A 26,783-nucleotide genomic window follows, 5' to 3' on the forward strand; every position below is an offset into this window, starting at 1 on the left:
CCGGAGTTTAACACCGGCCCGTCAAAAACCAGGCCTGAGCCCCGATTTCTTTTCCGCGCCACCCCTGCGATAGAATCGCCAGTGCTGCTTTAAGCAGCGCGCCGCCTTAGCTCAGTCGGTAGAGCATTTCACTCGTAATGAAAAGGTCGCGAGTTCGATTCTCGCAGGCGGCTCCATTTTTATATGTGCGGGGTTCTTCCTTAATATAAACTCTCCTTCAATAGAAGCAGGCCATATGGCCTCGATGAGGGAAGGAACGAGACACTGCTTATTGCTACCGTCGCAGCAGAAATCCTCTTTTGGGCGTGCCTTATTCTGGGCGGTGTTCTCCGATACATCGTCAAGGCCCCAAGAATTGGACTGGCATTCTTTATCGCTACGCCAATTATTGACATAGTCTTGTTAATTTTCTCATTTTTCACTCTGCATACTGACGGCGAAGCGGGATTCATGCACGGTTTCGCAGCTTTTTATATCGCATTTTCGCTGGTCTTTGGCGGCGACATCATACGCGCAGTTGATCGGAAACTCAGCGGGAAGTCGAAAACCGAGTCTGGGAATCAGTCCGATAATAATGTAAGAAAATCCGTATATGCCAGTGCGGTGACGGCTGCGATCCTTATAGTTAGCATCGCGGTGGTAGGGCTAAACGGCAGCTTCTGGTTGATTTATTGGCTTATTGCCGTGCTCTTTACCCCACCGATGTGGTGGGGCATTGAAAAACTTAGTCGCCGTGCTTAAGCAGGCGCGGAACCACCTTTCCGGTGGCATTGCGTGGCAGCTTGGATAGGAAGTGCACGTCGCGGGGCACAGAGTGCTCGGCGAGCTTATCGTGCACCCAGGCGCGGATGGCATCGGCAGTCAGAGCGCGGCCGGCGGCATCGGCAGTGGGCACTGCCCAGACGGCGATGCGGCTGAAGGTCTCGCTATCCTCCACGCCACCCGCGTGCACTTCATCGATGCCGGGCATGGCCTCGAGTATCTCGGTCACGGACTGGGGGTGGACATTCTCGCCACCCACGATGATCATGTCATCGGCCCGACCCACGACGTGGAGGAAGCCCTGCTTGTCGATGTACCCAAGATCGCCGATCGACAACAACCCATCGACCCGATTGAGCTTGAGCTTGGGGTTGGTATAGCCGGTCATGGCGGTGGAATTGGTGAGGTAGATTTCGCCCACCTCGCCGCGGGGGACGGGGTGACCCTCCTTATCGAGGATGCGCAGTTTGGTGCCATTGGCCACCTTGCCCACTACGTCGGGGTTTTCTGCGACCTGTTCCATCGTGGCCGTTGAGGCAAGCGCCAGCTCCGTGGAACCATAAACATTGCAGAGGATGGGGCCGAAGCGCGCATTGGTGTCCTTGACCACCTGCGGGGTAAGGGCATTGCCGGCAGAGGCGATGAAGTTCAGGCTCGAGGTATCGAAGGCGCCCTCGGGATCGTGATCCACCAAGCGCTTGAAAAAGATGGGGGAGGAGAGCATGCCGTCGAGGCGGTAGCGTTGGACATCATCAAGCACCTGCTCCGGCTCAAAAATGCGGCGGGTGACGATGGTATTGCGTAGCCCCAAGGCAATATTGATGCAGGCCCACCCCCAGGTGTGGAAGATGGAGGCCGTCATCTGCACGCGCTGATCGGCGCGCCACGGGATATTGCCCACGATGGAGGCGAGGACAACCGGCAAGGTCGGCTCGGGACGGACGATGCCCTTGGGGATGCCGGTGGTGCCGGAGGACATCAGCACGATGGGGCCGTGCTTGGGAAAGGCGGGCAGCGCGATATCCAGGGGATTCTTCACGATCTTATCGAGCGTGGGTAGATCGCTTGCCCCCGTATCGTGGGCGATAATGACCGGGATATCGAGGTTGGGATCGACGCGGTCGATGAATTCATCATCGATGACCAGGACATTAATGCCATTTTCTTCGATGCAGCCGGCCAACTGCTCTGGGGAAGAACCGACATTGAGTAGGTAGATCCCGGCACCAGCGTAGCCCTTGGCACCGAGCGGGATGATGATGCCGCGGCCGTTGCGGGCCATGACGCCGAGCCGGATTTCCGGCAGCTCCAGGGACTCTAGGTAGCGGGCGAAATTCTGCGCGTGGGATCGCAGCTGGCGGTAGGTGAGGGTGCCGTCGTCATCGATAAGCGCGAGGCGATCGGGGCAGGTCAAATAGGCCTGCTCGATTTCACGCGCCGTGGTGAAGCGGTAGCGCGCGAGGTTGGGCAGGAGCTTGATCTGCCCGCTCAGCCCGCCTTGCCGGGTAATCAGCCCCGATTTGAAGAGGGCAGGGAAGAACTGGCTGAGCGCGGACGCATGGAAGGAAACATCAGACAATTTCATGAAAGAGATAACTCCGAAAAGGCGAAGATAACAAAAATATAACTACGATCGATATCGTTAGAAGGAAAGATGATGTTGCTTCTAACTCGAAAAATGTTACTGGAGTGACTAATCTACACTTAAGTTACAAGGTTTGAAGAAAAGGTCCCTCAATGAAATCCCTAAAACTCAAGGCATTTTCGGTCGTCGCTTCCGCGATCGCGGTGGTGGGCGTGGCGGTAGCGGCGCCGCAGGCTAGCGCGGCAGAGCGCAATCTCGTTTCCTTCGGCGACTCGGTCATGGCGGATCCGAATGGCGGGGAATACTTGAAGGACCGCTTCAATCCAACGCGGGTAATCGGAGAAAACTGCCCCACCTCCTTCAACTATGCGAAGCGGGCCGGCGCCAAGATGGGCCTGCCGGTCCGCGATTTTTCCTGCTCTGGTGCGGTGTCGATGTCGAACGGCCCGCAGATTTGGCAGCAGGTTGATGCCGCCATCGGATCGGGCGCGCTGACCCCGGATACGGCGCGCGTGCTGATTACCACCGGCTTTAATGACACCTATAACCACCGCGATCTGAATATGGATCAGATTCGCCGGGAATTTACGGATCGCACCGCCCCGCAGATTGAGCGGATCAAGCACGCCGCGCCGAATGCCCGCATCCAGATCGTGGGCTACCCCACCATCGGTTCGGGGCCGCACTACTGCCTCGTCCACGTTGGCCCGACGCCGCTGGATTCGACCTTCCTACCCATGGTTCAAGACTACGAAAACAAGGCGCAGTGGATGCAGGTTGATTTGGCGGCCCGCACCGGCGTGCAGTTTTTGGATATGAAGCCATCGACCCGCAATAACGGCATGTGCGCTAATGCGAATGACCGCATGTGGGCAGGTCTCGTGGACTTTACGGCGGGCGCGGGTAACTTGCCTATCCACATGAACCAGCGTGGTCACGAGCACGCGGCCAATGTGATTGCGGCTTCCTAGCAACTATTTTCATTACCGCGGCCATATTGAAAATGTAGGTATGGTTGTGGACATGACTGTAAAAGCTGTTATTGCCCGCTCTAAGGGCGCGGAAGTTGAGACCGTAAATATCGTCGTTCCCGATCCCGGCCCCAATGACGTCATCGTGCGGGTGCAGGCTTGCGGTGTATGCCACACCGACTTGGCCTACCGCGATGGTGACATCGAGGATGCCTTCCCCTTCCTGCTGGGCCACGAGGCGGCAGGCGTGGTGGAGACCGTAGGTTCTGCGGTTACCCACGTGGAGGAAGGCGATTTCGTCGTCCTGAACTGGCGCGCAGTGTGCGGCGAGTGCCGCGCTTGCAAGAAGGGCGAGCCCAAGTACTGCTTTAATACCCACAACGCGTCCGCTCGCATGACACTCGCGGACGATGATCCGGACGCCGGCACCGAGCTCACGCCTGCGCTGGGCATCGGTTCCTTCGCAGAGAAGACCCTGGTCCACGAGGGCCAGTGCACGAAGGTCGATGACATGGACCCCGCAGCTGCCGGTCTACTGGGCTGCGGCATCATGGCCGGCTTGGGCGCTTCCGTCAATACCGGCGATATCCAGCTGGGCGAGTCCGTAGCCATCTTCGGTTGCGGCGGCGTCGGCGTGGCGGCGATTGCCGGTGCGAAGCTGGCGGGTGCGGCGAAGATCATCGCCGTAGACATCGACGAGTCGAAGCTGGAGACCGCGCGCGAGTTCGGCGCCACCGACACCATTTGCTCGAAGGGCATGTCGGAGCAGGAGGTCATCGATGCGGTGCGCGATCTCACCGGCGGCTTCGGCACGGACGTTTCCATCGACGCGGTGGGCATCCAGCCGACGTGGCGCCAGGCCTTCTACTCCCGCGATCATGCCGGCCGCATGGTGATGGTGGGCGTGCCTAACCTGACCGACCACGTGGACATCCCGGCCATCGACCTTTACGGCCGCGGCGGTTCCATCAAGCCGGCTTGGTACGGCGACTGCTTGCCGGAGCGCGACTTCCCCGCATACGTTGCCCTGCACAAGGCCGGCAACTTCCCGCTGGATAAGTTCGTTTCTGAGCGCATCGCGCTTGACGATGTCGAGTCTGCCTTCCAAACTATGAAGGACGGCAAGGTACTACGTTCGGTGGTGGAATTTTAATGCAGATTGAAAGCACGGTAACTTCTGGCAAGTTCCGCTTGGATGGCGGCGAATGGGACGTGGACAATAACGTCTACGTGCTAGGCGATGCCTCCAGCGTCTACATCGTCGACCCCTCCCACGATCTCGATGCCGTGGCAGAGCTGGTGGGCGACCGCAAGGTCGAGGGCATCATCCTGACCCACGGCCACAACGATCACTGCGAGCTCGCGCCGGAGGCGGCGAAGCGCTTCGATGCGGATGTCTACATGCACCCGGACGATGACATGCTCTGGCGAGAGGCGAATGGCGATGCCCACTACATCGACCTAGCCGATAACGGACAGTTCGACATCAACGGCGAAAAGATCACCGTCTACCACACCCCGGGCCACTCGCCGGGCTGCGTCGTCCTCTACGTCGATGGCACGCTGCTGTCTGGCGATACCCTGTTCAACGGTGGCCCTGGCGCGACGGGGCGCAAGTACTCGGATTTCGATGTCATCATCGAATCCCTGCGCAACGTCGTCTTCAACCTGCCGGAAGATACGAAGGTCTTGCCGGGCCACGGCGATGCCACGACGGTGGGAGCGGAAGCGGCGCGCATCGACGAGTACATCGAGCGCGGCTACTAATAATCGCGCAAGTACTCTCCGTAGCCGGATTTGAGGAGGGGCTGGGCTAGCGCTTCCAGCTCTGCCTGGGAGATGAATCCGGCTTCGCAGGCCGCCACCTCGGGGGAACCGATGATGATGCCCGTCCTCTTCTGCATCACCTCTACGTAGGCGGCGGCCTCGCTCATGGAATCGACGGTGCCGGTATCCAACCACACGCTGCCGCGATGGAGGCGCTGCACACTCAGCGCGCCGCGGCGCAGGTAGGCCTCGTTGATGGAGGTAATCTCGAGCTCCCCGCGATCGCTTGGCGTGATGGACTTAGCGATATCGATGACCGAGTTATCGTAGAAATACAGCCCGACGACGGCATGATTAGACCGCGGTTCCGACGGCTTTTCTTCAATGCTGAGCGCTTGGCCGGCTTGGTCGAATTCGACGACGCCGTAGCGCTGCGGATCCGATACCTCATAGGCGAAGATGATGCCGCCTTCTGGATTGCGGCACTGGCTTAGTTCCCCGCCGAAGCCGTGGAAGATATTATCGCCGAGGACCAGCGCAACGCTGTCATCACCAATGAAATCCTCCCCAATCAAAAAGGCTTGCGCCAATCCTTCTGGGCGGGCCTGCACGGCGTAATCGATCATCAGCCCGAGCTGGGATCCATCCCCGAAGAGCCTTTGAAACGCCCCGGCGTCCTCTGGGGTAGTGATGATGAGGATCTCCCGAATGCCCGCCTGGATGAGCGTGGTCAACGGGTAGTAGATCATCGGCTTGTCATAGATGGGCATGAGCTGCTTAGAGATGCCCTTAGTAATGGGATAAAGCCGCGTTCCGGATCCACCGGCGAGGATTATGCCTTTCATCGCTACTCCTCGCTGGCCTCGGCGGTTTCGGTAGTTTCGGCGGCGCTGGGGTGGCTCGGGTTGCTGGTATCGCCAGTAGCACTGGGTTCGCTCGGATACAACGCGAGATACAAGGCGAGGGCGGCCCGCCAATTCTGCGGGGAAAAGCCCGTGGCCTCGATTTTATCTAGGGCAAGCGTTGATTCTTTGGGCCGTGGTGCTTCGGGACCAGCGATTTCCCGATACTGTTCGGTGCTTACCGGCGTGACCTCTGATGGGTCGTGGCCCAAGCCGATGAATACGGACATCGCCATTTCATCGCGCCCGACGGTATCGCCGGAATTCGAGATATTATAAATCCCGTATTCGGGCTGGGTGCGCAGGAGATGCGCGATGCCCTTGGCCAAATCCTCAGCGAAGGTGGGGCGTCCGCGCTGGTCATGAATGACCTTTGGCTCCTTATCCGCTTCGGCGAGGCGGCGCATGGTGGCGATGAAGTTTGGGCCATCGCCAAATACCCACGAGGTGCGCACAACATAATGCTGCGGTGCGGTTTGCGCGGCGGTTTCGCCAGCGGCCTTCGACGCCCCGTAGGCGGAAAGGGGCGAGGGAATCTCGTCTTCGGTATGCAGATCCTTAGAACCATCGAAAATATAGTCGCTGGATACGTGCACGAAGGTCAGCTGGTTTTCGGCAGCGATGCGGGCGAGCTTGGCCGGCGCTTCGGCGTTGACGGCCCAGGCGGCGGCGCGATCCTCCTCGGCACCATTGACGTCGTTGTAGGCGGCGCAGTTGATGATGGCCTCGTATTGCTTCCACTGGCGCTGCGGGGGATTGGTGATGTCGAACTCCGCATGGGTGCAGAACTCGGCATTCTTGAGAACACGCTTCAGCGCACGGCCGAGCTGGCCATTCGCACCGGTAACGAGGATTTTGCGGGGTGGCATGGGGGTGACGTCGGCAAGCGCAGGCAGGTGCTTATCCTTTTCTGATACCTCACGCGGTTCGAGGGGCCACTCCACGGCGTCGAGGTTGATTCCGGTATAGCGCGCCTCGGGGGACCAGTGCTCGTTGACTAGGTAAGAATAGGAAGTTTCCTCGAGAGCCTGGAAGCCATTGGCAACCCCGCGCGGTACAAATACGGCAGTCTCCGGCCCCACTTCATGGGTGACGATTTCCCCGAAGGTTTCGGATCCGTCGCGGAGATCGCACCACGCGCCAAAGATCTTGCCGTTCGCGACGGAGACGAGCTTGTCCCAGGGCTCGGCGTGCAGCCCGCGCGTGGCACCGGTGCGGTTATAAGAAATATTATTTTGCACCGGCTGGAACGAAGCCAATTCTGGTGCGGCCTCGCTAAGTTTCTCGCGCTGCCAGTTTTCCTTGAACCAACCGCGGTTATCTCCGTGTACGTCCAGCTCGATGATGCGTAGGCCTTCAATGGCGGTGTTGTGTACCTGCATAATTACTGTCCTTGCTCTTTATAGCGGGCTTCTACAGATTCCTTTTGGGAGCGCCACCACGTTTCGTTATCGCGGTACCAGGCGATGGTATTTTCCAAGCCCGCCCGGATATCGGTGAAGCGGGGCCGCCAATCCAATTCGCGGCGCAGCTTGGTAGCGTCCATGGCATAGCGCTGGTCATGGCCGGGGCGGTCCGCCACGTGCTCGTACAGGGCCCGACCTTCCTGGGTATGCCCCATGAGTTCGCAGATTATCTCGATGATGCGCTTATTATCGATGTCCGGCTGGTCAGCGCCGATATTATACGTTTCACCGATCCGCCCCTCTTCGATGATTTTTAGCACCGCCGCGTTGTGATCGTCGACGTGGATCCAGTCACGAACCTGCTCGCCCGTGCCGTAGAGCTTGGGGGTATGCCCGGAGAGGATATTGGTGATTTGGCGCGGGATGAATTTTTCGATGTGTTGGTAAGGCCCGTAATTATTTGAGCAATTAGAAATGGTGGCGCGCAGGCCAAAGGATCGGACCCATGCCCGCACGAGGTGATCGGAGCTCGCCTTGGTGGCCGAATAAGGGCTGGAGGGCGCATAGGCGGTATCCTCCGTGAAGTTGGTATCCGCCCCAATTTCTAAGTCCCCGAAGACCTCATCGGTAGAAACGTGGTGAAAGCGGACATCGTATGTCCGGCACGCCTCTAGAAGGGTATAGGTGCCCACCACATTGGTGTGGATAAACGGGGAGGGATCCCGCAGGGAATTATCATTATGGGACTCGGCGGCGAAGTGCACTACGATATCCGCCTTAGCGACGAGCGGATTCACCACCGTAGCATCCGCGATATCGCCCTCCACTAATTCCACATCGAGCCCCGCAAGGTTATCCCGGTTGCCGGCATAGGTCAGCTTATCTAAGACGGTGATGCGGGTATCTGGGCGAACCTTGGCCATGAGGCGCACGAAATTGGCACCGATGAAGCCGGCGCCGCCAGTAACGAGCATGGTGTGCATGAGTCTCCAGTGTAGGGCAGTCCGTACAAGCGCTGCGCGTGGACAGCCCCAAAACGCTTGTACACGCACTTCTAGGCCGCACGACATGATCGTACGGCCTGAAGGCACGGTAGAGAGTGGGTGGTAGGGCATGCTCACGCTGCGCCGGGAGGCGGCGGAGAAGGTGGTGAGTCCGGAGCCGAAGGCTGCGGCGAATCGCCCGGGGAACTGGGTGGTGAATCCACCGGTTCATGAGGCTGAGCAGGCGGGTCGGCGAGCTTGCGCGCCGGGGCTTGCTCTGCCGCAGGGGAGTCATTGAGCTCCACCGAGGGCGAAAGCCCGCCGGTATGCGCTGAGCGGTAACCTACACGGCCCGTTTCCGGGTCTCTTTCCGCATGCCCCATGCCATTGCGGCCATCGCGGTTATCGTTATTGTCCACGTGGTGCCGGCGGCAGAGCAGGGTGAGGTTCCGGAGGTCTGTAGCTCCCCCGTGGGACCACGCCTGCAGGTGGTGGACATCGCAGTCTTGCCACGGCCGGTTGCAGTCCGGGTGGGTGCACACGATTTCACTGGCGGCGAGCGCTAACTTTTGCCATAGCGAAGCGGTGCGCTTGGTGCGCCCGAGCTCGAGTGGGAAGCCCTTGTCATCAACGGCGCAGAAAAAGTCGTGCTGCGCGGCGCCCAAGCGGAGAAGATCGAGCGGGGATAGGTCGATTCCCACGCTCGTGGTGAAGCGGGTATCGCTGTTCATCGCTTGTAGCTCTTCAAGGGTAGTGGCGACGAAGAAGGAGCCGAGGCCGTCCGACTTCTTTTGGCCTGAGGATAAGTAGCTTCCCAGTGCTGCGGTCAACTGATCCGCCATGCGCTGGGCATAGGTGCGGGTATCGTCTTCGGGACTCAGGCTCTCGCTGCCCTTATTCTTGGCAGGGGCGAAAGCGCTGGCCAGGACGGCGGCGGCAGAGGCATCGAGGTAGCCGGAAATGTGCACGCCACCGTCTGCATCTTGGTTAGAAATGCTGAAGCGGCGCTTGCGGGTGGCCGCGTGCGGATCGCGCTTCCCAGAGGGATCGACGGCGTGCTTATTTGCTTTGCGGATAGCGTGCCGTAGCCAATCGCGCAGGGACTCATAGGAGCGACGCTTGGCTTCCTCTAGAGCCTTATTGCGCAGCTCCCGCGGCCCAGGGACCGCGAACTTATTGAGGTTGCGCAGCTCCCGTTCGATGAGGTTGAGGACGCGTTCCGGGATGGGGTCTTCCTCGAAGAGCTTCTTGCGGCGCTGTTCTTCCGCGCGGCGCTCACGTTCGGCGCGGCGGCGCGCTTCCTCCTCGGCTTTCTTTTGCGCGGCCGCGTCTGCCTCGTCGTCTGCTGGCGGGGGAGTAGGTTCAGGATCCTCGATGGGTACAAAGAGGTTCTTGCCGTTGCGCAGGCGTGCGGCGGCTTCGGACTCCGTGAGGCCAAGGCGGGCGACTAAGTAGTCCTTAGCCTTAGAAGAGCCGACCCGCCTGCCGGCATCATCGCGCTCTGCAATAAAGGCAAAGGCGGCATCGATGGTGGATTTATAGCCCAGCGCCCGCTCTAAGTGTTCGAAATTGGGGTGGAGCAATTCGAAGGAGAGATCGTCCGGATTCTGCATAAGGTTGCGCAGGCGCGTAAGCCCCGCAGCCACATCAGAAATGGCTGTATTGATTTCCGTATGCTTGGCAGTTTCCATGGTTCCTCCTCCTTCCTGTTTCGCTTTCATGTTCTATTCTATGTCAATAAAACACCAGCGCAACCGCAAGAAAGGAATTGGTCAATAGACTGTACATTCCCCAACCAAACGGGCCCAGACGTAACCAAACGCAAGCAACCCCCGCCAAACAGCGCCCGAAAACCACTAATCCGGAAACTTAGGCAACGCTGTTTCATCGAGCCATGCGGCAACGGTGGCATCGAAAAGAGTGGCGTTTGGCGCCGCCTCCCGGAAGGCCGAGAGAAGATCTGCGGGCTCGACCACGGAGTGCTGATGCTGGGTGAGATAGGAGGAGAGGGTGGGGAAGAAGGCATCGCCAAGCAGCCGGTGAATGGCGTGTACCGCGAGGGCCCCGCGCTTGTACACGCGGTCATCGAACATATCGCGCGCGCCGGGATCAGAAACCTTGATGTCTTGGCGCTTGCGCATCAGAACTTGGTAATGCGAGCGCGCCGCCTCGCGCGCGGAGGACGCACCCTTGTGCTCACCCCACAACCACTCGCTGTAGCAGGCAAAACCCTCATTGAGCCAAATATCCGTCCACGCAGAAAGGCCGACGGAATTGCCGAACCACTGGTGGGAAAGCTCGTGCGCGATGAGCCGCTCGAAGGCGTGATCGCCCTTCACATGGTTGGAACCGAAAATGGACAAGCCTTGGGCCTCGAGGGGAATCTCCAGCTCATCCTCGGTAATGATGACCTGATAGGCGGGGAACGGATAAGGCCCGTAGATAGAGGAGAAGAAATCCACCATCTCCTGCTGCCGGGAAAACTCTTCGCGTACGCGCTCGCGCAAGAACGCCGGGGCCCACGCCTGGGTATTAGCCCCCAGCGAATACGAAGAAAACTCGCCTACCTGTACCGTTGCCAGGTATGTGGCCATGGGGTGGCGCGTGCGGTAGTGCCACCGGGTGGTGGAACCGCCGGCCTTGCGGGAGACCAATTCGCCATTGGAAATGACGGTAAAGGGGCTATCGGCGGTGATGATGATGTCATACGTCGCCTTTTCAGAAGGCGTGTCATCGCACGGGAACCAGCTGGGCGCGCCATTGGGCTGGCTGGCCACCAACGAGCCGGATTCGGTTTCCTCCCAGCCAATTTCACCCCATGTGGTGCGGATGGGGCGCGGGCTCCCGCCGTAGCGAATGTGCAGCTCAAACTCGGTTCCGGCAGGGATTTCGGAGGCAAAACGCAGGCGCAGCTTCCCGGAAGATTGGCGGAACTTAGCCACCCGAGGCGCGTGCTTGGCGGTCACGCGCCGCGCCACCATCGCCCCGCCAAGATCTAAGGTTAAGGAGGTCAGTCCCTCCACCGCGCGCACGCTCAAAATGGCCTCGCCCTGCAGCAGGTTAGGCTCCACGCGATAGTTCAAGTCCAGCGTGTAGTGGGTAACTTCAAATCCGAGGTTGAAGTCCACGCCAGTATAAGGATCAGTATGCGCACGCGAAAAGGCGGTAGGAAGCAATGTCATAATTGCACCCTACCGCCCGTTGCGCGCAGCCTAAATTTAGCTATTGAAGCCCCGCTCGAATACTGGCCAGGAATCCTTCAGATCCTGGTTCCAGTGTGGCCACGAGTGGGTTCCGGTATTGCGGAAGTTAAAGGTTGCTGGCACGCCAGCCTGGTCAAGCTTGGCCTTGAAGTTGTGGGTGCAGTAGTTCACCCCGGCCTCGATGGCGCCGCCTTCAACCTGCAGGGTAGCGGAGCCCTGCGCTGCCTGGAGCGGGTTGTAGCCCTTGGACTGGATGTAGGAAAATGTGTCTTCCTCGCTAGCCAGACCAGAGCCAGAGGACACGTACAGCTCGGTGCCGTGCAGCTTCTCGGCATTCATCATGGCGTCGTTATAGCGGTTGGTGGGAGAACCCAGCGGGCCCCACATCTGGTCCACGCTGCCGCCGCCGCGACCAACGGTCAGCTCTACGCCCTGGCGCTCAATGGGGTACGCGGTAGCCGCGCAACCAGCAAAGGAACCAACGGCGTCGTAGAAGCCCTGGTTGTGCTGCGCCAGCAGCAGGGAGGAGGTGGCGGACATGGACATGCCCGCGATGGCGCGGTGGTTATCGGCATTGATGTGCTTCTCGATGGCCCCCGGCAGCTCCTTGGTCAAGAAGGTCTCCCACTTCTGTGGCCCCTGGAGGAAGCCCGAATTCGGCTCAGAGATCCAGTCGGTGTAGTAGGAGAAAGCGCCGGCCTGTGGGACAACGACGTTGACGTCCTTCGAGTGGTAGAAGTCAACGGCATCAGAAAGCTTCAGCCAATCCATGTCCTGTTCCGCGCCGCCTGCACCGTTGAGCAGGTACACGGTCGGGCGGTTTTCATGCTGGGCGCGGACGACGGCCAAAGGAATCTTCCGGCCGTTCATCGCCGGCGAGGTTGCCTCGAGCTTTTCAACGCGCGCATCATCCTTGTACTTCTTGTACCAGGACTTACCCTCGATTTCCGGGGTAGGCTCCAGCGGGGAAATCGTGGACTGTGCGGCATCGCCCGCCACCTGCTGCGGGGTCAGCTCGGCCGCGCCTGCCACGGGGGCATAAGCCAAGCCCGTGCAAACCGCAGCTGCCGCGAGGACAGAATTGAGACGCTTCATGGTGCTTCTTTCCTGTAGGGAGTGGACTCGATAACTATACTTCGGCCGCGAAAAATCGGCATATTGAGGAAGTATATTCAGTGTTTAGCCATATAGATATCGCCATTTATAGTGCCCAATAAATGCCCGCCGGTAAAGACCTAGGCCGATTTGGGGCATGAGCGGGGGTAAGCGGTGCTCTATACGCCTGTACCTTTGTTAATAATAACAAACACTGTGACAATAGAGGTTTGTGTGTCATAATCTCCCAAGAAGTCGCGGCGCAGCTGTAACGCCAGCAGAAATGGCTGCGTTAGTGCTTTTAGTGTGAAAAGCTAAGCAGTGCGATTGTGCACGTGCGCTCCAACAAAAGAAAGAACCTCAATGAACGTTTTCGATACCGTCCTCGTTTCCATCAACGAATTCCTCGGCCCCTTCATCCACTCCGCGTTGGAGGCCTACTCCAAGCTGCTGGTTTCCTTTCACCTGATCTAAACCTGCGAAGCCTCAAGGGTCCTGCGGGGGTGCATCTGCTGCTTGCCGATGCCTCCCTTTGCAGGGCCCTTTCCTTCTTCTCACCGCCGCATGGGGTGGGGTGCCCCCAAGTGTGACCAATTACGCGACAATGAGGAGAAAGTTACGTATCCTGTAGGGCGTGACTAACGAACATTATGACGTAGTAGTACTCGGTGCGGGCCCTGGCGGCTACGTTGCCGCCATCCGCGCAGCTCAGCTTGGAAAGAAAGTCGCTGTTATTGAAAAGCAGTACTGGGGCGGAGTCTGCCTCAACGTAGGCTGTATTCCCTCCAAGTCGCTGCTGAAGAATGCAGAGGTTGCCCACACCTTCAACCACGAGGCGAAGGCTTTTGGCATCTCCGGCGATGTTTCCTTTGATTTCGGTGTGGCCCACAAGCGTTCCCGCAAGGTTTCTTCGGGCATCGTCAAGGGCGTTCACTACCTGATGAAGAAGAACAAGATCACCGAGATTAACGGTCTGGGTTCCTTCAAGCACGATAAGACCATTGAGATTACTGAGGGCGATGACGAAGGTAAGACCGTTACCTTTGATGACTGCATCATCGCTACCGGTTCCGTGGTCAAGTCCCTGCCTGGCGTTGAGCTCGGCGGCAATATCGTCTCCTATGAAGAGCAGATCCTGAACGAGGAAGCACCGAAGTCCATGGTCATCGTGGGCGCCGGCGCCATCGGCATGGAGTTTGCTTATGTGCTGGCCAACTACGGTGTGGACGTTACCATCGTGGAGTTTATGGACCGCGTCCTGCCGAATGAGGACAAGGACGTATCCAAGGAGATTGCTAAGCAGTACAAGAAGCTTGGCGTTAAGCTCCTGACGGGTTACAAGACCACCTCTGTGAAGGACAACGGCGACGATGTCACCGTTGAGGTCGAATCCAAGGATGGTTCCAAGCAGGACACCCTGACCGTGGATCGCGCCATGATCTCCATCGGCTTCGCTCCGCGCGTTGAGGGCTTTGGCCTTGAGAACACCGGCGTTGAGCTGACTGAGCGCGGTGCCATCGACATCGATGACCGCATGCGCACCAACGTTGACCACATTTACGCCATCGGTGACGTCACTGCGAAGCTGCAGCTCGCACACGTGGCAGAGGCACAGGGCGTTGTAGCGGCAGAAACCATTGCTGATGCAGAAACTCAGCTCTTGGGTGACTACAACAACATGCCGCGCGCTACCTTCTGCAACCCGCAGGTCGCTTCCTTTGGCTACACCGAAGAGGCAGCCAAGGAGAAGTTCCCGGATAAGGACATCAAGGTTGCTACCTTCCCGTTCTCCGCAAACGGTAAGGCCGCTGGCCTGAATGAGACCGCCGGCTTTGTCAAGCTTATTGCTGACGGCGAATTCGGCGAGCTCATCGGCGGACACATGGTGGGCTCCAACGTGTCGGAGCTCTTGCCTGAGCTGACCTTGGCACAGCGTTTCGACCTGACCACTGAGGAAATCGGCCGCAACGTACACACCCACCCGACCTTGTCTGAGGCCATGAAGGAAGCCGCCGAGGGCATCAGTGGCCACATGATCAACCTCTAAACAAGCCTCCCCTATACCGCATAACGGCACCGCAGCGTTCTCCAAGAAGGAGGACCGCGGTGCCGTTTCGCTGTGTGTGACTAAAAATTCCAGCTAGTAAGGCGCGACCGCCGAGCGGTGAATATCGATATTGATTGCCTCGTTGATGGGAGGGAAGGCGCGCTGCGAACAGTTTTCCCGGGCGCAGGTCCGGCACCCTGGACCGATGGGGGTGGCGGCGTGGAGATTGGTGAGGTCGAGGCCCTCCGCATAGACCGTGCGATCGGCGTGGCGGGCCTCGCAGCCCAGGCCAATGGCGAAGAGCTTATTGGTATCGCCGTAGCGCCCTTGGTGGTGCTGCACGGCGCGGGAAATCCACAGGTAGTTGCGCCCATCAGGCATCTGCGCCAGCTGACGCGAGATGACCCCCGGGCGGGTGAAGGTCTCATAGACATTCCAGAGCGGGCAGGTGCCGCCATTATTGGAAAAGTGCACGCCGGTGGCGGATTGCCGCTTGGACATATTGCCGGCGCGATCCACGCGCACGAAGGTAAACGGAACGCCGCGCAGATTATCGCGCTGCAGGGTGGAAAGCCGGGAGGCGACCGTCTCGTATCCCACGCCGAAGACTTGGCATAGGTACTCCACGTCGTAGCCGGCGCGCTCGGCCTCGCTGTGCATCATGGCATAGGGCATGAGCGTGGCGGCGGCGAAGTAGCTGGCTAGGCCGCGTTTGGCCAAGCTGCGGGAGGAATCAGAGGTAAAGGGCTCATCGGCCACGAGCGCGGAGATCTGGTCCTGGGCCTCGAGCAGGCCAAGCTCGGCGGCCATGCGGAAGGCGCGTTGGCCCTCGCTCAGGCGCGAGGCGAGCGTGAACTGCCCGCTCTCGCGGTCAAAGCGGTGCAGCGTGCCATCCATCTGCGCCGTCAGCTCGATATCTACGCCGTGTTCCTCGCGCAGCCGGTTCGCCAGCGCCTGCTCGGCATCGCGAATGCCGAATTGGGTGACCCGGAGGTCATCGGCAAGCGCCTCCGCATGATGGTCCAGTCCGTCCAGGTAATTTTGCCGGGCATAAAAGAAGTCGCGCACCTCATCGTGCGGCATGGATAGGGCAGCTGCGCTTTCCGATGTCCGCCTCGTATCCGTGGCCAGCGAGAGCTTATCGCGCACGTTGCGGTAGCGGCGGTGTACATCGACAAGCGTGCGGGCGACGGTGGGGTGGTTATATACCAGCTCCGATAGCTCCTGAAGCTCCACCGGGGAGGGGCAGAGCTCCTTGTCTTGGATGACGTCCTGGATCTCCGCGAGGAGACGGGAGTCATCATCGCGGGAGAAAAACGTGGCGTCGACGCCAAAGACCTCGGTAATGCGCAGCAGCACCGGCACGGTGAGCGGGCGGACATCGTGCTCAATCTGGTTGACGTAACTGGCGGAAAGGCCGAGGGTGCCAGCTAGGGAGGCTTGGCTGAGATCGCGTTCACGGCGAAGCTGGCGAAGGCGAGAGCCCACATACGTCTTACTCATGCGCCAAAGGTTACTAGTAGCGAGCGCGGCTGTGCATCTTTATGGCGAAAATTTTGTGAAGACTCTTCGCTACCTGGACACGCTGTTTGTGGGGTTTCATGCGAAAGTTTGACACATAAAGGGGTGGACTAATCACTTGCGCAACATGGAGTGGCGAAGCTCACAGTTTGGGCTACAAATATGAAACATCTGCATTGCGGAAATGAAGGTACCCAAGGTAACAGCGTTTTCGCATTCTTGTTCTCAGGCTACCCTTACCTAAAAGATCTCACCGCCTCGTCGCGCTTGCGAACCAGGAGCAATTGGCCGCTCGAAAATAACTAGTAACCAGCGGTTAAGCCCAGTTAAGGTAAGTACGACTATGGAGGTGTCATGACTTTAAGAAATCCGGACCGTGAGGCAATCGCTCACGGCCACATCACTAATGAACCAATTCGTCAGCAGCCCGGAACGCCATCGTGGGTACTGAAGCTCATCATGGCCGTTACCGGTTTGCTCTTTGCGCTTTTCGTCGTCGGCCACATGGCCGGCAACCTGAAGCTGTACATGCCGGCACACAACGGTGAGCCCGCCCTGGATGAGTACGGCGAGTTCCTGCGCTCTATGGGTGAACCGCTGCTGCCGCACGGCTCTGCCCTGTGGATCATCCGCATCGTGCTGATCGTGGCAATCCTTGCCCACATCTACGGTGCCTTTACCTTGGCTTCCCGCTCCAAGGCATCCCGCGGCAAGTTCAAGCGCACCAACCTGATGGGTGGCCTGGATTCCTTCGCCACCAAGTCCATGCTGGTAACTGGTATCGTGCTGCTGCTCTTCATCATCTTCCACTTGCTGGACCTCACCATGGGCGTACAGCCGATGGCCCCAGAGGGATTCGTTGAAGGCTCTGTTAAGGCCAATATGATCGAAACCTTTAGCCGTTGGCCGGTCACCATCTTCTACGTGCTGGCAATGTGCTGCCTCTTCCTGCACCTGACCCACGGCATCCGCCTCGCCGCATCTGACCTGGGTATAACCGGTGCAAAATGGCGTCAGACCTTCTTGGTCTTGGCCTACATCATCCCGGCCGTTGTATGCATCGGCAACATCGTTATGCCTTTGTCCGTTGCCCTGGGCTTGGTCAGCTAAAGGAGATAGGAACCCATGACTACTACTGAACTCAAGCGTGAACACCCCAACTTCTCGCACCCAAAGTCCATCGTTGAGGGCGTCTCCGCTGGTAATATCCTGGAATCCCAGGAACCGCACGGCGTGCCGATGAAGGATATGTGGGCTCACCACGTTGACCACATGAACCTGGTCTCCCCACTGAACCGCCGCAAGTTCGAGGTCCTCGTTGTAGGTACCGGCTTGTCCGCGGGTGCTGCTGCGGCAGCCCTTGGTGAATTGGGCTACGGCGTCAAGGTCTTTACCTACCACGACTCCCCGCGCCGCGCGCACTCCATTGCTGCGCAGGGTGGTGTCAACGCCTCCCGCGCCAAGAAGGTGGATAACGACTCCGCGTACCGCCACACCAAGGACACCGTAAAGGGCGGCGACTACCGCTGCCGCGAGTCTGACTGCTGGCGCCTGGCTAACGAGTCCGTTCGTGTTATCGACCACATGAACGCCATCGGCGCCCCGTTCGCCCGTGAATACGGCGGCACCTTGGCCACCCGTTCCTTCGGTGGTGTGCAGGTCTCCCGTACCTACTACACCCGTGGCCAAACAGGTCAGCAGCTGCAGCTGTCCACGACCTCTGCACTGTACCGTCAGATCGGCCTGGGCAATGTGGAGCTTTTTGCCCACAACGATATGCAGGACATCATCACCTACGAGGACAACGGCAAGAAGCGCGCGGGCGGCATCGTCACCCGCAACCTGATTACCGGTGAGCTCAAGGCCTTCACCGGCCACGCCGTCATCCTGGGTACCGGTGGTTACGGCAACGTCTACCACATGTCCACCCTGGCAAAGAACTCCAACGCCAGCGCCATGATGCGCGCTTATGACAAGGGCGCTTACCTGGCTTCCCCGGCGTTCGTGCAGTTCCACCCGACGGGCCTGCCAGTTAACTCCGATTGGCAGTCCAAGACCATTTTGATGTCGGAGTCCCTGCGTAACGACGGCCGCATCTGGTCCCCCAAGGAAGAGGGCGATGACCGCGACCCGAACACCATTCCGGAGGAAGAGCGCGATTACTTCTTGGAGCGCCGCTACCCGGCCTTCGGCAACCTGGTTCCCCGTGACGTTGCCTCCCGTGCAATTTCCCAGCAGATCAACAAGGGCCTGGGCGTTGGACCGCTGAAGAACTCGGTCTACCTTGACTTCCGCGACGCCATCGAGCGTCTGGGTAAGGATAAGATCCGCGAGCGTTACTCCAACCTCATTCAGATGTATGAAGAGGCCATTGGTGAGTCCGCGTACGAGACCCCCATGCGCATCGCTCCTACCTGCCACTTCACCATGGGCGGCCTGTGGACCGACTTCAACGAGATGACCTCTATTGACGGCCTCTTCGCCGCCGGTGAGTGCTCCTGGACCTACCACGGCGCTAACCGCCTGGGCGCTAACTCTCTGCTTTCGGCTTCTGTTGACGGCTGGTTCACCCTACCGTTTACTATCCCGAACTACTTGGCTGACCACCTCAACGAGGACAAGCTGGCCGAGGATTCCGCGGAGGCGCAGGAAGCCGTGCAGAAGTCCCAGGAGCGCATCGATAAGCTGATGCAGGTCCACGGCGATGACCCGCACGGTCCGTCCCACTACCACCGCCAGCTGGGTGACCTTCTGTACTTCGGCTGCGGCGTGTCCCGTAACATCGAGGACCTGAAGGACACCATCGAGAAGATCCGCGCGCTGCGCGATGACTTCTGGAAGAACGTCCGCATCCCTGGTGAGGCGAATGACATGAACCAAGTCCTGGAATACGGCCTGCGCGTTGCCGATTACCTGGACCTGGGTGAGCTCATGTGCATCGACGCCCTCGACCGCGATGAGTCCTGCGGCGCTCACTTCCGCGAAGATCACCTTTCTGAAGAAGGCGAAGCCGAGCGTGACGATGAAAACTGGTGCTTCGTTTCCGCCTGGGAGCCGGGCGCGAACAAGAACGAGTTCATCCGCCACGCAGAACCCCTGTACTTTGACTCGATCCCGCTGATGACAAGGAACTACAAGTAATGAAATTGACACTTGAGATCTGGCGTCAAGCCGGACCCACCCAGGAAGGTAAATTCGAAACCGTCCAGGTGGATGATGCCTCCGAGCAGATGTCCATTCTGGAGCTATTGGACCACGTCAACGAAGGCTATGTTGAGCGCGGCGAAGAACCGTTCGCTTTCGCTTCTGACTGCCGCGAGGGCATCTGCGGTACCTGTGGTTTGACCGTCAACGGTCGCCCACACGGCCCGGGCCAGAACACCCCTGCCTGCCAGCAGCGCCTGTTCAACTTCAACGATGGCGACACCATCCAGCTGGAGCCCTTCCGCTCCGCTGCGTACCCCGTCATTAAGGACATGGTGGTTGACCGCTCCGCACTGGACCACGTGATGGAGCAGGGCGGTTACGTATCCATGGATGCCGGCACCGCACCGGATGCCGATACCATGCACATCAACCACGAGACCGCCGAGTACTCGCTGGACCACGCCGCTTGCATTGGTTGCGGTGCCTGCGTTGCTGCCTGCCCGAACGGTGCGGCACACCTGTTCACCGGCGCCAAGCTGGTTCACTTGTCCATGATGCCGCTGGGTAAGGAAGAGCGCGGCAGCCGTGCCCGCAACATGGTTGCTGATTTGGAATCCAACTTCGGCCACTGCTCCCTCTACGGTGAGTGTGCCGATGTCTGCCCGGCTGGCGTCCCACTGACCGCAGTATCTGCCGTTACCCGCGAACGTGCACGTGCTGCTTTCCGTGGCAAGGACGACTAAGCTAGAGTTATTCCGTAGGAATACTAGGAACGAGAGAAAGACAGAAAGACTCCGCCATGAGCGATAACACCCACGTAGTTGCTGACTACCAGAGCGAAACGTATCCGGAGTTCTCCGGCAAGATTCAGGACAACTACATCGAAGGCTACGACCCAGTATCCTTCGCAGCTCCTCACTCTTCCCTTCTCCGCACCTCCACGTGGGTCGGCATGGGCTTGATCCTGTCTTGCCTGCCAGCAGCCGGCATCCTCATCTGGGGCCTCGGCGTGTGGGACACCCCGCTGGGCACCGCAGGTGAAGGCAACTACGGCCTGACCATCGCCATCGGCGTCATTTCCTTGGTTGTGGTGGCCATCGCAGCCGCCGGCACCATCCACTATGGACGCCGCTACTACCGCCAGTACCGCAAGGAAACCGGCCGAGTTAACTAAGGCGCACGCCTAGTTCAGGCAACGTCTCAGTTTCTGTACTGACTCTACACAACCCCCGCCTCTACCGCATATAAGCTCTGCAGGAGGCGGGGGTTGCTTGTATTTGAAGCAGATAGGGGTTAAGTAGCAAGAGGGGATGCGGACATTTTTAGGAATATTTAGAGTAGCAGCTTGCGTCGGCGTTGATTGATGCTTAATCTGCCGAACTCAAGCTTGATTCTTCGTTCGTTTTAGAAGTCGACATGGTTGCGTCCTTTAGTGTGGTGTAACGCTTGCTGATGGTGGGCCCCGGAAATAGTGGGGCGGTCACCGTCAGTTAACCTTTCGACTCAACTACCACATCTCACCGAAAGGCATATGACGATGACCGCTGCACCACATTCTATCGACCCGGCAACCTACTTGGATGATCTGCTCGCTCAAGCCTCCCCTGACTTGATGCGCCAGATGCTGCAAGGGTTTATCAACCAAATCCTCTCCGCCCAGGCCGACACCGTCTGCGGCGCCGAATACGGCGTTGCCTCCACCGAACGCGTCAACCACCGCAATGGGTACCGCCACCGCGACCTTGACACCCGTGTCGGCACGATCGATGTCGCAGTACCGAAACTGCGCCACGGCGCATTCTTCCCGGACTGGTTGTTAGAACGCCGCACGCGGGGCAGAACGGGCTTTATCGACCGTCATTGCAACCTGCTACCTCAAAGGGGTTTCCACCCGCAGAATGAACGACCTGGTAGCCACGTTGGGTATTGCCAACATGTCGAAATCCCAAGTTTCACGCATGTCAGAAGAACTCGACGAGATGGTCGCCGATTTCAAAAACCGTCCGCTCGATCCCGGCGGCTACGCCTACCTGTCCTGCGACGCGCTGACAATCAAAGTGCGCGAAGGCGGCCGTGTGGTCAAATGCTCAGTGCTGCTTGCCACTGGGGTCAACGCTGACGGGTATCGCGAGATGCTTGGCATGCATGTCGCCACCACGGAATCCAACGCGTCGTGGAAAGGCTTCTTCCAGGACTTAAAAGCCCGCGGACTTACCGGCGTATTCCTTATCACCAGTGATGCCCACGAAGGCATCCAGCACGCCATTTCCGAAGTGCTACCTGATGCGTCGTGGCAGCGCTGCCGCACCCATTTTGCGAAGAACCTTTACGAGAAGGTCCCGAAGACACAGTGGCCTATGGTCTCTGCAATGTTCCAGACGATCTTCCAACAACCTGACGCCACATCCACCTGGTCCCAAGCCCGTGAGGTAGTCGATCTACTAGAGCCGAAGTTCCCGCAAGTTGCGACCTATCTGGAGGAATCACTCGATGAAGTATTAGCGTTTACCGCAGCCCCGAAGTCGGTGTGGTCGAAGGTCTGGTCGAATAACCCCACAGAACGGTTAAACCGGGAGATCCGCCGGCGCACCGATGTTGTGGGCATCTTCTGGAACCGCGAATCCATCATCCGGCTTGTCGGTGCGGTCCTAGCCGAGCAACACGACGATTGGATCCAACAAAAACGCTACATGTCACTGACCGCACTCGAACACACCAGACACCTCATGCACCGCACAGGAGACGCCAATGGTGACCACAACCAGCTAACCACCTGACCTCAAACCCCGAACTTCATACCGAGCCGAAAGCACAAACGGCTACACCACTACACGGGACTTGACCGTTCTTAGATCACATCAGGAAATTGATGCGTTTACTTATGGGGTCGACGCCGCTCCAGGAGAAATAAAAACGAGTATGCATATGGCATGCTTTAAGACAAGGTGTAAATGACAATACCAATAATGGCAATGACTGCCATTATTATAGAAAAAGTAATCAACCTCTTATCGTATGGAAGTTCATAAACTGAAGGGGACACTTCCTTAGCTGCTGTCTTTACGCTCCCCAGCATGAGGGCTGTGAACAATAGAAATGTTAAAAGGTGAGCCCACCAAGGAACGGGATTGCTCCATGTTATGAAAACGTTAGCAGACGTGAAAATCCCTGCCATAAGGAGAGCGAGTGTGATGGGGCGCATGTTATTCCCGAAGGATGTTTTCACTCTGCCGTCGAGAGCAAATGAGGTGAGATTAGCCATGCTTAACATCCTACTGCAGTTGCTGCTGCCCCCGCCGCAATGGTGCAAGGGATTCCTGCGGCTCCAGCGGTTCCCGCTGAAGCGGGAATGCATACAAGGCCTTCAACTGCTGCCCCTACACCCCACTTGACCCATTTATTGTTGGTGCAGGCCCTTTCAGCAATCCCCGAAGATGACACGGGGACGATGGTCCCGTCCTTATCTTGGAAAAGCTTCATGTCTTTAGGTAGTTCTGCATCTACTGAAGCGACTAGATCGCCGTGTTTATTATGTACATTTACGGTTGCCCCGGAGAGTGTTACTTTATCTCCGCTTTGCAGGTGAGGCTTAAGCCCTACGCCGTCCATTGCATCAAATGATCTGCGTCCGTCCTTTGAGTCAAACGTCAAAGCATCTTTTTTCGTCTCTTGTTGTGCATGATTGCCAGTTGCGGCTTCGGCTTGAGCGGCAGTGGCTAGCCCTCCACTCGTCGCCAGCGCAAGCGCGATAGAGGCAAAGATTTTCTTAACGGACATTTTATAAAACCCTTTCCTGGTACGTGAGTGACTAAATTCGTCACCCTATCGATATGTGAAATTAGAGACTTTTTTATTTATTCATCAAACGTTCAAGCGGTCAAGCGAAAGGAGTGAAAATTAACCATATGTTTACAACACCCTCGATAGCTCACCGCATATTAATTAGGAAATCACCCTATAGACAAAGAGGTTACGAGAACGTTAATTGTGCATAAACTCTGAAATGTTGACTTGAAGTGTCCCAGGTTTTGTTCCGTTTGAGTAGATGGGAAAATCTGGAATATGCCGAGAAAATTTGACCAGGATGCGAAGGACCGTGTGGTCCGTCTCGTGGAGGACCGCATCGTGGCGGAAAATATGTCGATGCACCCCGCGTGCCAGGCAGTAGCTCCAAAGCTGGGGGTTTCATGGCACACGGCTCGTCAATGGACTTAAGCCTGCCCGCCGTGCGGGAAACATCTCAGAACCTGTGCCTGAAGATTTGGCTGCCGAAAACGCGAGGCTACGTCGTGAAAATCAAGAGCTACGCGATACTAATGAGTTGTTGAAGGCTGCCTCGGCTTTTTTCGCGTCGGAACTCGACCCGAAACGTTAAGAAATGATCCGGTTCATCGATGAAAACCGGAATCGTTTCACTGCCCGAGTTCATCTGCAAGACGTTGAAAAATAACCGGGCTGGTGGGTTTATCACCTCGCGTGGGTATCGCCAGTCCAAGGCTCGCGGGTTAAGTGCTCGTCGACTTCGTGATGCTGCGTTGGTTGAACGCATTAGTGCTGTTCATCGGGATAATTATGGTGTCTTAGGTGTGCGGAAAATGTGGCATGCTCTTCGCCGTGAAGGAATCGATATCGGTCGTGAACAAACCGCCCGACTGATGCGCCTGGCTGGCGTTTCTGGCAAAGGCAAAGGCGGATCACCGATTACAACCCGAAAAGCTAACGTGCCTGATTTGCGCCCGGACTTGGTCGAGCGTGAATTCAAAGCCCGGGGCCCGAATAAGCTGTGGGTGGCTGACATTACCTATGTACGGACACGAAAAGGATTCGTCTACACCGCGTTTGTCACCGACGTCTACTCCCGGCGGATCGTCGGGTGGGCGCTGTCAGATTCGATGCGGACCGAAGCTTTGCCGCTGCAAGCACTCAACCAAGCGATTGTGAGCGCTGAGGAAACAACAGGTCTCATTCACCATTCGGATCACGGATCGCAGTATGTCAGCGTTGTCTACAACGAGCGACTTACCCGGCACGGCATTACAGCTTCCACCGGAAGTGTTGGTGACTCCTATGATAATGCTCTGGCTGAAAACGTTAACGGCTCCTACAAGAACGAGCTAGTCCATACCCGCAGGTGGGATGACGTTGTAGAGGTAGAAATCGCGACGTTCGAGTGGGTGTCATGGTGGAACGAGACAAGGATCCACCAAAGCCTGGGATACCGAACCCCAGCCGAGGTGGAAACCGAGTTTTGGAAGCAGAACTTGCCACAGGCAATAATGGAAAACAAGGCAAATGCCTAGGAACAAAACTCGGGGCACTTCAGTGTCTCGCTTGATGGTTCCTCATCATTCCCCTGGACTACGGGTTCAAGACGGTGATAATGCCCATGGCGGAGCATCGGTCTCCGATCAGCCTGGAGGTCTGGTCCTATAAAACTCATTCTTCCTTCACTCTTGGTATAGTTTTTCGTAGGGATTGAAGGCCGACAGAAATCACAGCCACCCTCGATTCGAATGTACAAAGATACGTGAGTGACTATGTTAAAAGGAATCACCTACGCATCGCTGGGTATGTTAGCGGTCTCCTCCTCCCTGTGGGCCATGTACATGCAAGACAATGCATTTGTGATTATGAGCCTGCTTTTTGGACCAGTGGTCACTATATGGCAGATTCATCTCTATAAGGTGACGATTCCAAGCGCCGTTAATTTTATTGCGATAACCACTGGGATTGTGTCGGCTTTAGGTTTTGCAGTCCGGGATGATTTTTCAAATTTAACTAAAGCATTCTTAAGCTTTGGCACTGCTGGCGCATTGATCGCCTATGTTGGTTTCGCCGTTGTAGTGATTATTAATTCTCGCCTGAAGTGAAGGCCGTGGGAAGTTTTCAGCTCCTCAATCCCCACCTTTACCCAGCTGCCTAAAGGCTTAGGGGCGATACAAATCCTAATCAAACGATTTTAGCCAAGCCAGCTTTCTTGCCCCTTTGCAATGCCAACTAGTGTTATAGAGCGAAGCTCGAATGCACCTACGAACTCCAAGGAGAATTCATGACGCACCGCTCGGACGCAGAGCTCGATACGGCGAGGGAGCCGGCATCGTCAGGCACCGGTGTGCCGCAGGCCGGCAATCAGGAGGCGCGCCGGGCGGACCTGCGGCGGTGGAAAGCGATTGCGCTGTCGCTGCTTTTGCTGGCGGCGGTGATCTTTTTGGGGTGCTCGTGGTGGCAGGCATCGGAAAGCGGAGCGCCGGTGTGGGTGGGCTACGTGCGTGCGGCGGCGGAGGCTGGCATGGTCGGTGGCCTGGCGGACTGGTTTGCGGTGACTGCACTCTTCCGCCGGCCGATGGGCTTGCCTATCCCGCATACCGCGCTGATTCCAAATAATAAGGACCGCGTGGGCGATGCGTTGAAGGACTTTGTGGAGGAGAATTTCCTGACCGCGGATGCGCTGAGCGCTAAGGTGCGGGATGCGGAGCTGCCGCTGTGGTTGGCGCGCCAGGGGGCAGAACCCGGCAAGGCGGAGGAAGTCTCCGAATGGATTGGTCAGCGCGCCGCCAGCGTGGTGGAGGACCTCGACCCGGCTGAGGCGGAGCAGTTCATCCGCACCCAGGTCATGGACCGCCTGGCGGAGCCGGAGTGGGGGCCGCCATTGGGCCGGTTGCTGGAGGGCTATATCGCGGACGGCAAGGCGCGCCCGCTGGAGGATGACCTCATTGACTGGGCGCACAAGAAGATTCTTGGCATGGAATCGACGGTGGTCACGGCCATCGATGAGCGCATGCCCGGGTGGGCGCCGCGCTTTGCTCGCGAGATGGTGGGGGACAAGGTCTATAACGAGCTCGTCGAGTTCGCTGATGAGGTTCGCCGCGATGGCAACCACGAGGCCCGCCTGGCCATTCGCCGCAACTTGTCCAAGCTGGCTGCGGACTTGCAGTGGGATGCGGATATGCGCGAGCGCATCGACAGCATCAAACAGGAGATGCTCGCCTCTGATCAGGTCCAGCAGGCGCCGGCAGCGATGTGGCGCACGATTTCCACTACGCTAATTGATCAGTTCAATGACCCGGAATCCTTCCTGCGGCAGAAGATGACGGCCAAGGTGAAGGAATTGGCGCATCGGTTGCTCGAGGATTCCGAGTTTTTAGCCCAGGCCAATGATCTTGTGGACAAAGCCGCGCGCTACGCGGTGGAGAAGTTTGCCCCGGAAATCATCGCGATCATCCCGGAGACCATTAAGCGCTGGGATGCGCAGGAGGCCTCGCAAAATATCGAGCTGATGGTGGGCAAGGATCTGCAATTTATTCGCCTTAACGGCACTATCGTCGGCTCTCTGGCAGGCTTGGCCATATATGCTGTTAATCATCTCATTTTCGGCGCCTAATGCGCCGGAATAA

Annotated in this window: 22 protein-coding genes, 1 tRNA gene and 2 pseudogenes; 15 read left to right on the forward strand and 10 right to left on the reverse strand. The window is 58.0% G+C overall.

What is annotated here, in order from left to right:
• Positions 1 to 100: 100 nt before the first annotated feature.
• Positions 101 to 176: transfer RNA gene (locus HMPREF1267_RS01720), tRNA-Thr, on the forward strand.
• Positions 177 to 399: 223 nt separating this feature from the next.
• Positions 400 to 741 (forward strand): hypothetical protein, encoded by a 342-nt coding sequence (locus tag HMPREF1267_RS01725; protein ID WP_005276537.1) that lies wholly within the window; start codon positions 400 to 402, stop codon positions 739 to 741.
• Here the strand turns inward: HMPREF1267_RS01725 and HMPREF1267_RS01730 are convergent.
• The gene (locus HMPREF1267_RS01730) at positions 725 to 2,347 is read right to left on the reverse strand and encodes an AMP-binding protein (RefSeq protein ID WP_023028188.1); all 1,623 of its coding nucleotides are present in this window, start codon (positions 2,345 to 2,347) and stop codon (positions 725 to 727) included. The genes HMPREF1267_RS01725 and HMPREF1267_RS01730 overlap by 17 nt on opposite strands.
• Before the next feature lie 152 nt (positions 2,348 to 2,499).
• On the opposite strand from HMPREF1267_RS01730, the gene HMPREF1267_RS01735 reads away from it, so the two are divergent.
• The 3 genes from HMPREF1267_RS01735 to HMPREF1267_RS01745 are packed head-to-tail and all read left to right on the forward strand — an operon-like array spanning position 2,500 to position 5,085.
• Entirely contained in the window at positions 2,500 to 3,318 is an 819-nt protein-coding gene (locus HMPREF1267_RS01735; protein ID WP_005276540.1) for a GDSL-type esterase/lipase family protein, read from the forward strand.
• Positions 3,319 to 3,370: 52 nt separating this feature from the next.
• Positions 3,371 to 4,471 carry an S-(hydroxymethyl)mycothiol dehydrogenase gene (locus tag HMPREF1267_RS01740; protein WP_023028189.1) on the forward strand — a complete coding sequence of 367 codons (1,101 nt, stop codon included), beginning with the start codon at positions 3,371 to 3,373 and terminating at the stop codon, positions 4,469 to 4,471.
• On the forward strand, positions 4,471 to 5,085 hold the full coding sequence (locus HMPREF1267_RS01745; RefSeq protein WP_005276546.1) for an MBL fold metallo-hydrolase: 615 nt from the start codon (positions 4,471 to 4,473) through the stop codon (positions 5,083 to 5,085). The genes HMPREF1267_RS01740 and HMPREF1267_RS01745 overlap by 1 nt, the downstream gene beginning before the upstream one ends.
• Here the strand turns inward: HMPREF1267_RS01745 and rfbA are convergent.
• The 6 genes from rfbA to HMPREF1267_RS01775 all read right to left on the reverse strand — a co-directional run bounded on the left by rfbA (position 5,082) and on the right by HMPREF1267_RS01775 (position 12,674).
• Positions 5,082 to 5,930: a glucose-1-phosphate thymidylyltransferase RfbA gene (rfbA, locus tag HMPREF1267_RS01750; RefSeq protein WP_023028190.1), complete on the reverse strand. Its 849-nt coding sequence runs from the start codon at positions 5,928 to 5,930 to the stop codon at positions 5,082 to 5,084. The genes HMPREF1267_RS01745 and rfbA overlap by 4 nt on opposite strands.
• Positions 5,931 to 5,932: 2 nt before the next feature.
• Positions 5,933 to 7,369 carry a dTDP-4-dehydrorhamnose reductase gene (rfbD, locus tag HMPREF1267_RS01755; protein WP_023028191.1) on the reverse strand — a complete coding sequence of 479 codons (1,437 nt, stop codon included), beginning with the start codon at positions 7,367 to 7,369 and terminating at the stop codon, positions 5,933 to 5,935.
• 2 nt (positions 7,370 to 7,371) lie between these two features.
• Entirely contained in the window at positions 7,372 to 8,376 is a 1,005-nt protein-coding gene (gene rfbB, locus HMPREF1267_RS01760) for a dTDP-glucose 4,6-dehydratase (RefSeq protein ID WP_023016612.1), read from the reverse strand.
• Positions 8,377 to 8,510: 134 nt separating this feature from the next.
• A complete protein-coding gene (locus HMPREF1267_RS01765) occupies positions 8,511 to 10,067 on the reverse strand; it encodes an HNH endonuclease signature motif containing protein (RefSeq protein ID WP_023028192.1) in 1,557 nt (518 codons plus the stop codon).
• Positions 10,068 to 10,232: 165 nt separating this feature from the next.
• The gene (locus HMPREF1267_RS01770) at positions 10,233 to 11,558 is read right to left on the reverse strand and encodes a M1 family metallopeptidase (RefSeq protein ID WP_023028193.1); all 1,326 of its coding nucleotides are present in this window, start codon (positions 11,556 to 11,558) and stop codon (positions 10,233 to 10,235) included.
• 36 nt (positions 11,559 to 11,594) lie between these two features.
• Positions 11,595 to 12,674 carry an alpha/beta hydrolase family protein gene (locus tag HMPREF1267_RS01775; protein ID WP_005276560.1) on the reverse strand — a complete coding sequence of 360 codons (1,080 nt, stop codon included), beginning with the start codon at positions 12,672 to 12,674 and terminating at the stop codon, positions 11,595 to 11,597.
• A 634-nt stretch (positions 12,675 to 13,308) separates the two neighbouring features.
• Here HMPREF1267_RS01775 and lpdA point away from each other — a divergent pair.
• Positions 13,309 to 14,721, forward strand: coding sequence for a dihydrolipoyl dehydrogenase (gene lpdA / locus HMPREF1267_RS01780; protein WP_023028194.1), 1,413 nt, complete (start codon positions 13,309 to 13,311; stop codon positions 14,719 to 14,721).
• A 93-nt stretch (positions 14,722 to 14,814) separates the two neighbouring features.
• Here lpdA and ramB read toward each other — a convergent pair whose 3' ends face one another.
• A complete protein-coding gene (gene ramB, locus HMPREF1267_RS01785; protein ID WP_023028195.1) occupies positions 14,815 to 16,224 on the reverse strand; it encodes an acetate metabolism transcriptional regulator RamB in 1,410 nt (469 codons plus the stop codon).
• Between the two features lie 372 nt (positions 16,225 to 16,596).
• Here ramB and HMPREF1267_RS01790 point away from each other — a divergent pair, with 372 nt between their 5' ends.
• From HMPREF1267_RS01790 to HMPREF1267_RS01810, 5 genes and pseudogenes are all read left to right on the forward strand, one after another.
• A complete protein-coding gene (locus tag HMPREF1267_RS01790) occupies positions 16,597 to 17,352 on the forward strand; it encodes a succinate dehydrogenase cytochrome b subunit (RefSeq protein WP_023016617.1) in 756 nt (251 codons plus the stop codon).
• A gap of 15 nt (positions 17,353 to 17,367) precedes the next feature.
• A complete protein-coding gene (locus tag HMPREF1267_RS01795; protein WP_023028196.1) occupies positions 17,368 to 19,383 on the forward strand; it encodes a fumarate reductase/succinate dehydrogenase flavoprotein subunit in 2,016 nt (671 codons plus the stop codon).
• Positions 19,383 to 20,132: a succinate dehydrogenase/fumarate reductase iron-sulfur subunit gene (locus HMPREF1267_RS01800; RefSeq protein ID WP_005276565.1), complete on the forward strand. Its 750-nt coding sequence runs from the start codon at positions 19,383 to 19,385 to the stop codon at positions 20,130 to 20,132. The genes HMPREF1267_RS01795 and HMPREF1267_RS01800 overlap by 1 nt, the downstream gene beginning before the upstream one ends.
• 56 nt (positions 20,133 to 20,188) lie before the next feature.
• Positions 20,189 to 20,563 carry a hypothetical protein gene (locus HMPREF1267_RS01805; protein WP_005276566.1) on the forward strand — a complete coding sequence of 125 codons (375 nt, stop codon included), beginning with the start codon at positions 20,189 to 20,191 and terminating at the stop codon, positions 20,561 to 20,563.
• A 363-nt stretch (positions 20,564 to 20,926) separates the two neighbouring features.
• A pseudogene (locus tag HMPREF1267_RS01810) lies at positions 20,927 to 22,166 on the forward strand (IS256 family transposase).
• Positions 22,167 to 22,324: 158 nt separating this feature from the next.
• On the opposite strand, the gene HMPREF1267_RS01815 reads toward HMPREF1267_RS01810, so the two are convergent.
• Complete coding sequence (locus HMPREF1267_RS01815; protein WP_023016632.1) at positions 22,325 to 22,651, reverse strand: hypothetical protein; 327 nt, start codon at positions 22,649 to 22,651, stop codon at positions 22,325 to 22,327.
• Between the two features lie 2 nt (positions 22,652 to 22,653).
• Positions 22,654 to 23,166 carry a hypothetical protein gene (locus HMPREF1267_RS01820; RefSeq protein ID WP_023016631.1) on the reverse strand — a complete coding sequence of 171 codons (513 nt, stop codon included), beginning with the start codon at positions 23,164 to 23,166 and terminating at the stop codon, positions 22,654 to 22,656.
• Positions 23,167 to 23,405: 239 nt separating this feature from the next.
• Here HMPREF1267_RS01820 and HMPREF1267_RS13540 point away from each other — a divergent pair.
• The 4 genes and pseudogenes from HMPREF1267_RS13540 to HMPREF1267_RS01840 all read left to right on the forward strand — a co-directional run bounded on the left by HMPREF1267_RS13540 (position 23,406) and on the right by HMPREF1267_RS01840 (position 26,770).
• A pseudogene (locus tag HMPREF1267_RS13540) lies at positions 23,406 to 23,604 on the forward strand (hypothetical protein).
• Between the two features lie 179 nt (positions 23,605 to 23,783).
• Positions 23,784 to 24,689 carry an IS3 family transposase gene (locus HMPREF1267_RS12940; RefSeq protein ID WP_369707680.1) on the forward strand — a complete coding sequence of 302 codons (906 nt, stop codon included), beginning with the start codon at positions 23,784 to 23,786 and terminating at the stop codon, positions 24,687 to 24,689.
• A 237-nt stretch (positions 24,690 to 24,926) separates the two neighbouring features.
• On the forward strand, positions 24,927 to 25,259 hold the full coding sequence (locus HMPREF1267_RS01835; RefSeq protein ID WP_005276599.1) for a hypothetical protein: 333 nt from the start codon (positions 24,927 to 24,929) through the stop codon (positions 25,257 to 25,259).
• Positions 25,260 to 25,438: 179 nt separating this feature from the next.
• Positions 25,439 to 26,770: a DUF445 domain-containing protein gene (locus HMPREF1267_RS01840; RefSeq protein ID WP_005276600.1), complete on the forward strand. Its 1,332-nt coding sequence runs from the start codon at positions 25,439 to 25,441 to the stop codon at positions 26,768 to 26,770.
• The last annotated feature ends 13 nt before the right edge of the window (positions 26,771 to 26,783 follow it).

This window comes from Corynebacterium sp. KPL1824 (assembly GCF_000478095.1).
Lineage (GTDB): Bacteria > Actinomycetota > Actinomycetes > Mycobacteriales > Mycobacteriaceae > Corynebacterium > Corynebacterium accolens.

Bases quoted from the DNA above. Each gene is read 5' to 3' on its own strand.
- rfbD (WP_023028191.1), bottom strand. From the start codon at position 7,369: ATGCAGGTACACAACACCGCCATTGAAGGCCTACGCATCATCGAGCTG.
- HMPREF1267_RS01775 (WP_005276560.1), bottom strand. From the start codon at position 12,674: ATGAAGCGTCTCAATTCTGTCCTCGCGGCAGCTGCGGTTTGCACGGGC.
- HMPREF1267_RS01740 (WP_023028189.1), top strand. From the start codon at position 3,371: ATGACTGTAAAAGCTGTTATTGCCCGCTCTAAGGGCGCGGAAGTTGAG.
- HMPREF1267_RS01770 (WP_023028193.1), bottom strand. From the start codon at position 11,558: ATGACATTGCTTCCTACCGCCTTTTCGCGTGCGCATACTGATCCTTAT.
- HMPREF1267_RS01835 (WP_005276599.1), top strand. From the start codon at position 24,927: ATGTTAAAAGGAATCACCTACGCATCGCTGGGTATGTTAGCGGTCTCC.
- HMPREF1267_RS01745 (WP_005276546.1), top strand. From the start codon at position 4,471: ATGCAGATTGAAAGCACGGTAACTTCTGGCAAGTTCCGCTTGGATGGC.
- rfbA (WP_023028190.1), bottom strand. From the start codon at position 5,930: ATGAAAGGCATAATCCTCGCCGGTGGATCCGGAACGCGGCTTTATCCC.
- HMPREF1267_RS01735 (WP_005276540.1), top strand. From the start codon at position 2,500: ATGAAATCCCTAAAACTCAAGGCATTTTCGGTCGTCGCTTCCGCGATC.
- HMPREF1267_RS01765 (WP_023028192.1), bottom strand. From the start codon at position 10,067: ATGGAAACTGCCAAGCATACGGAAATCAATACAGCCATTTCTGATGTG.
- HMPREF1267_RS01805 (WP_005276566.1), top strand. From the start codon at position 20,189: ATGAGCGATAACACCCACGTAGTTGCTGACTACCAGAGCGAAACGTAT.
- HMPREF1267_RS01795 (WP_023028196.1), top strand. From the start codon at position 17,368: ATGACTACTACTGAACTCAAGCGTGAACACCCCAACTTCTCGCACCCA.
- HMPREF1267_RS01815 (WP_023016632.1), bottom strand. From the start codon at position 22,651: ATGGCTAATCTCACCTCATTTGCTCTCGACGGCAGAGTGAAAACATCC.
- HMPREF1267_RS01840 (WP_005276600.1), top strand. From the start codon at position 25,439: ATGACGCACCGCTCGGACGCAGAGCTCGATACGGCGAGGGAGCCGGCA.
- HMPREF1267_RS12940 (WP_369707680.1), top strand. From the start codon at position 23,784: ATGAAAACCGGAATCGTTTCACTGCCCGAGTTCATCTGCAAGACGTTG.
- HMPREF1267_RS01820 (WP_023016631.1), bottom strand. From the start codon at position 23,166: ATGTCCGTTAAGAAAATCTTTGCCTCTATCGCGCTTGCGCTGGCGACG.
- HMPREF1267_RS01730 (WP_023028188.1), bottom strand. From the start codon at position 2,347: ATGAAATTGTCTGATGTTTCCTTCCATGCGTCCGCGCTCAGCCAGTTC.
- HMPREF1267_RS01800 (WP_005276565.1), top strand. From the start codon at position 19,383: ATGAAATTGACACTTGAGATCTGGCGTCAAGCCGGACCCACCCAGGAA.
- HMPREF1267_RS01790 (WP_023016617.1), top strand. From the start codon at position 16,597: ATGACTTTAAGAAATCCGGACCGTGAGGCAATCGCTCACGGCCACATC.
- rfbB (WP_023016612.1), bottom strand. From the start codon at position 8,376: ATGCACACCATGCTCGTTACTGGCGGCGCCGGCTTCATCGGTGCCAAT.
- ramB (WP_023028195.1), bottom strand. From the start codon at position 16,224: ATGAGTAAGACGTATGTGGGCTCTCGCCTTCGCCAGCTTCGCCGTGAA.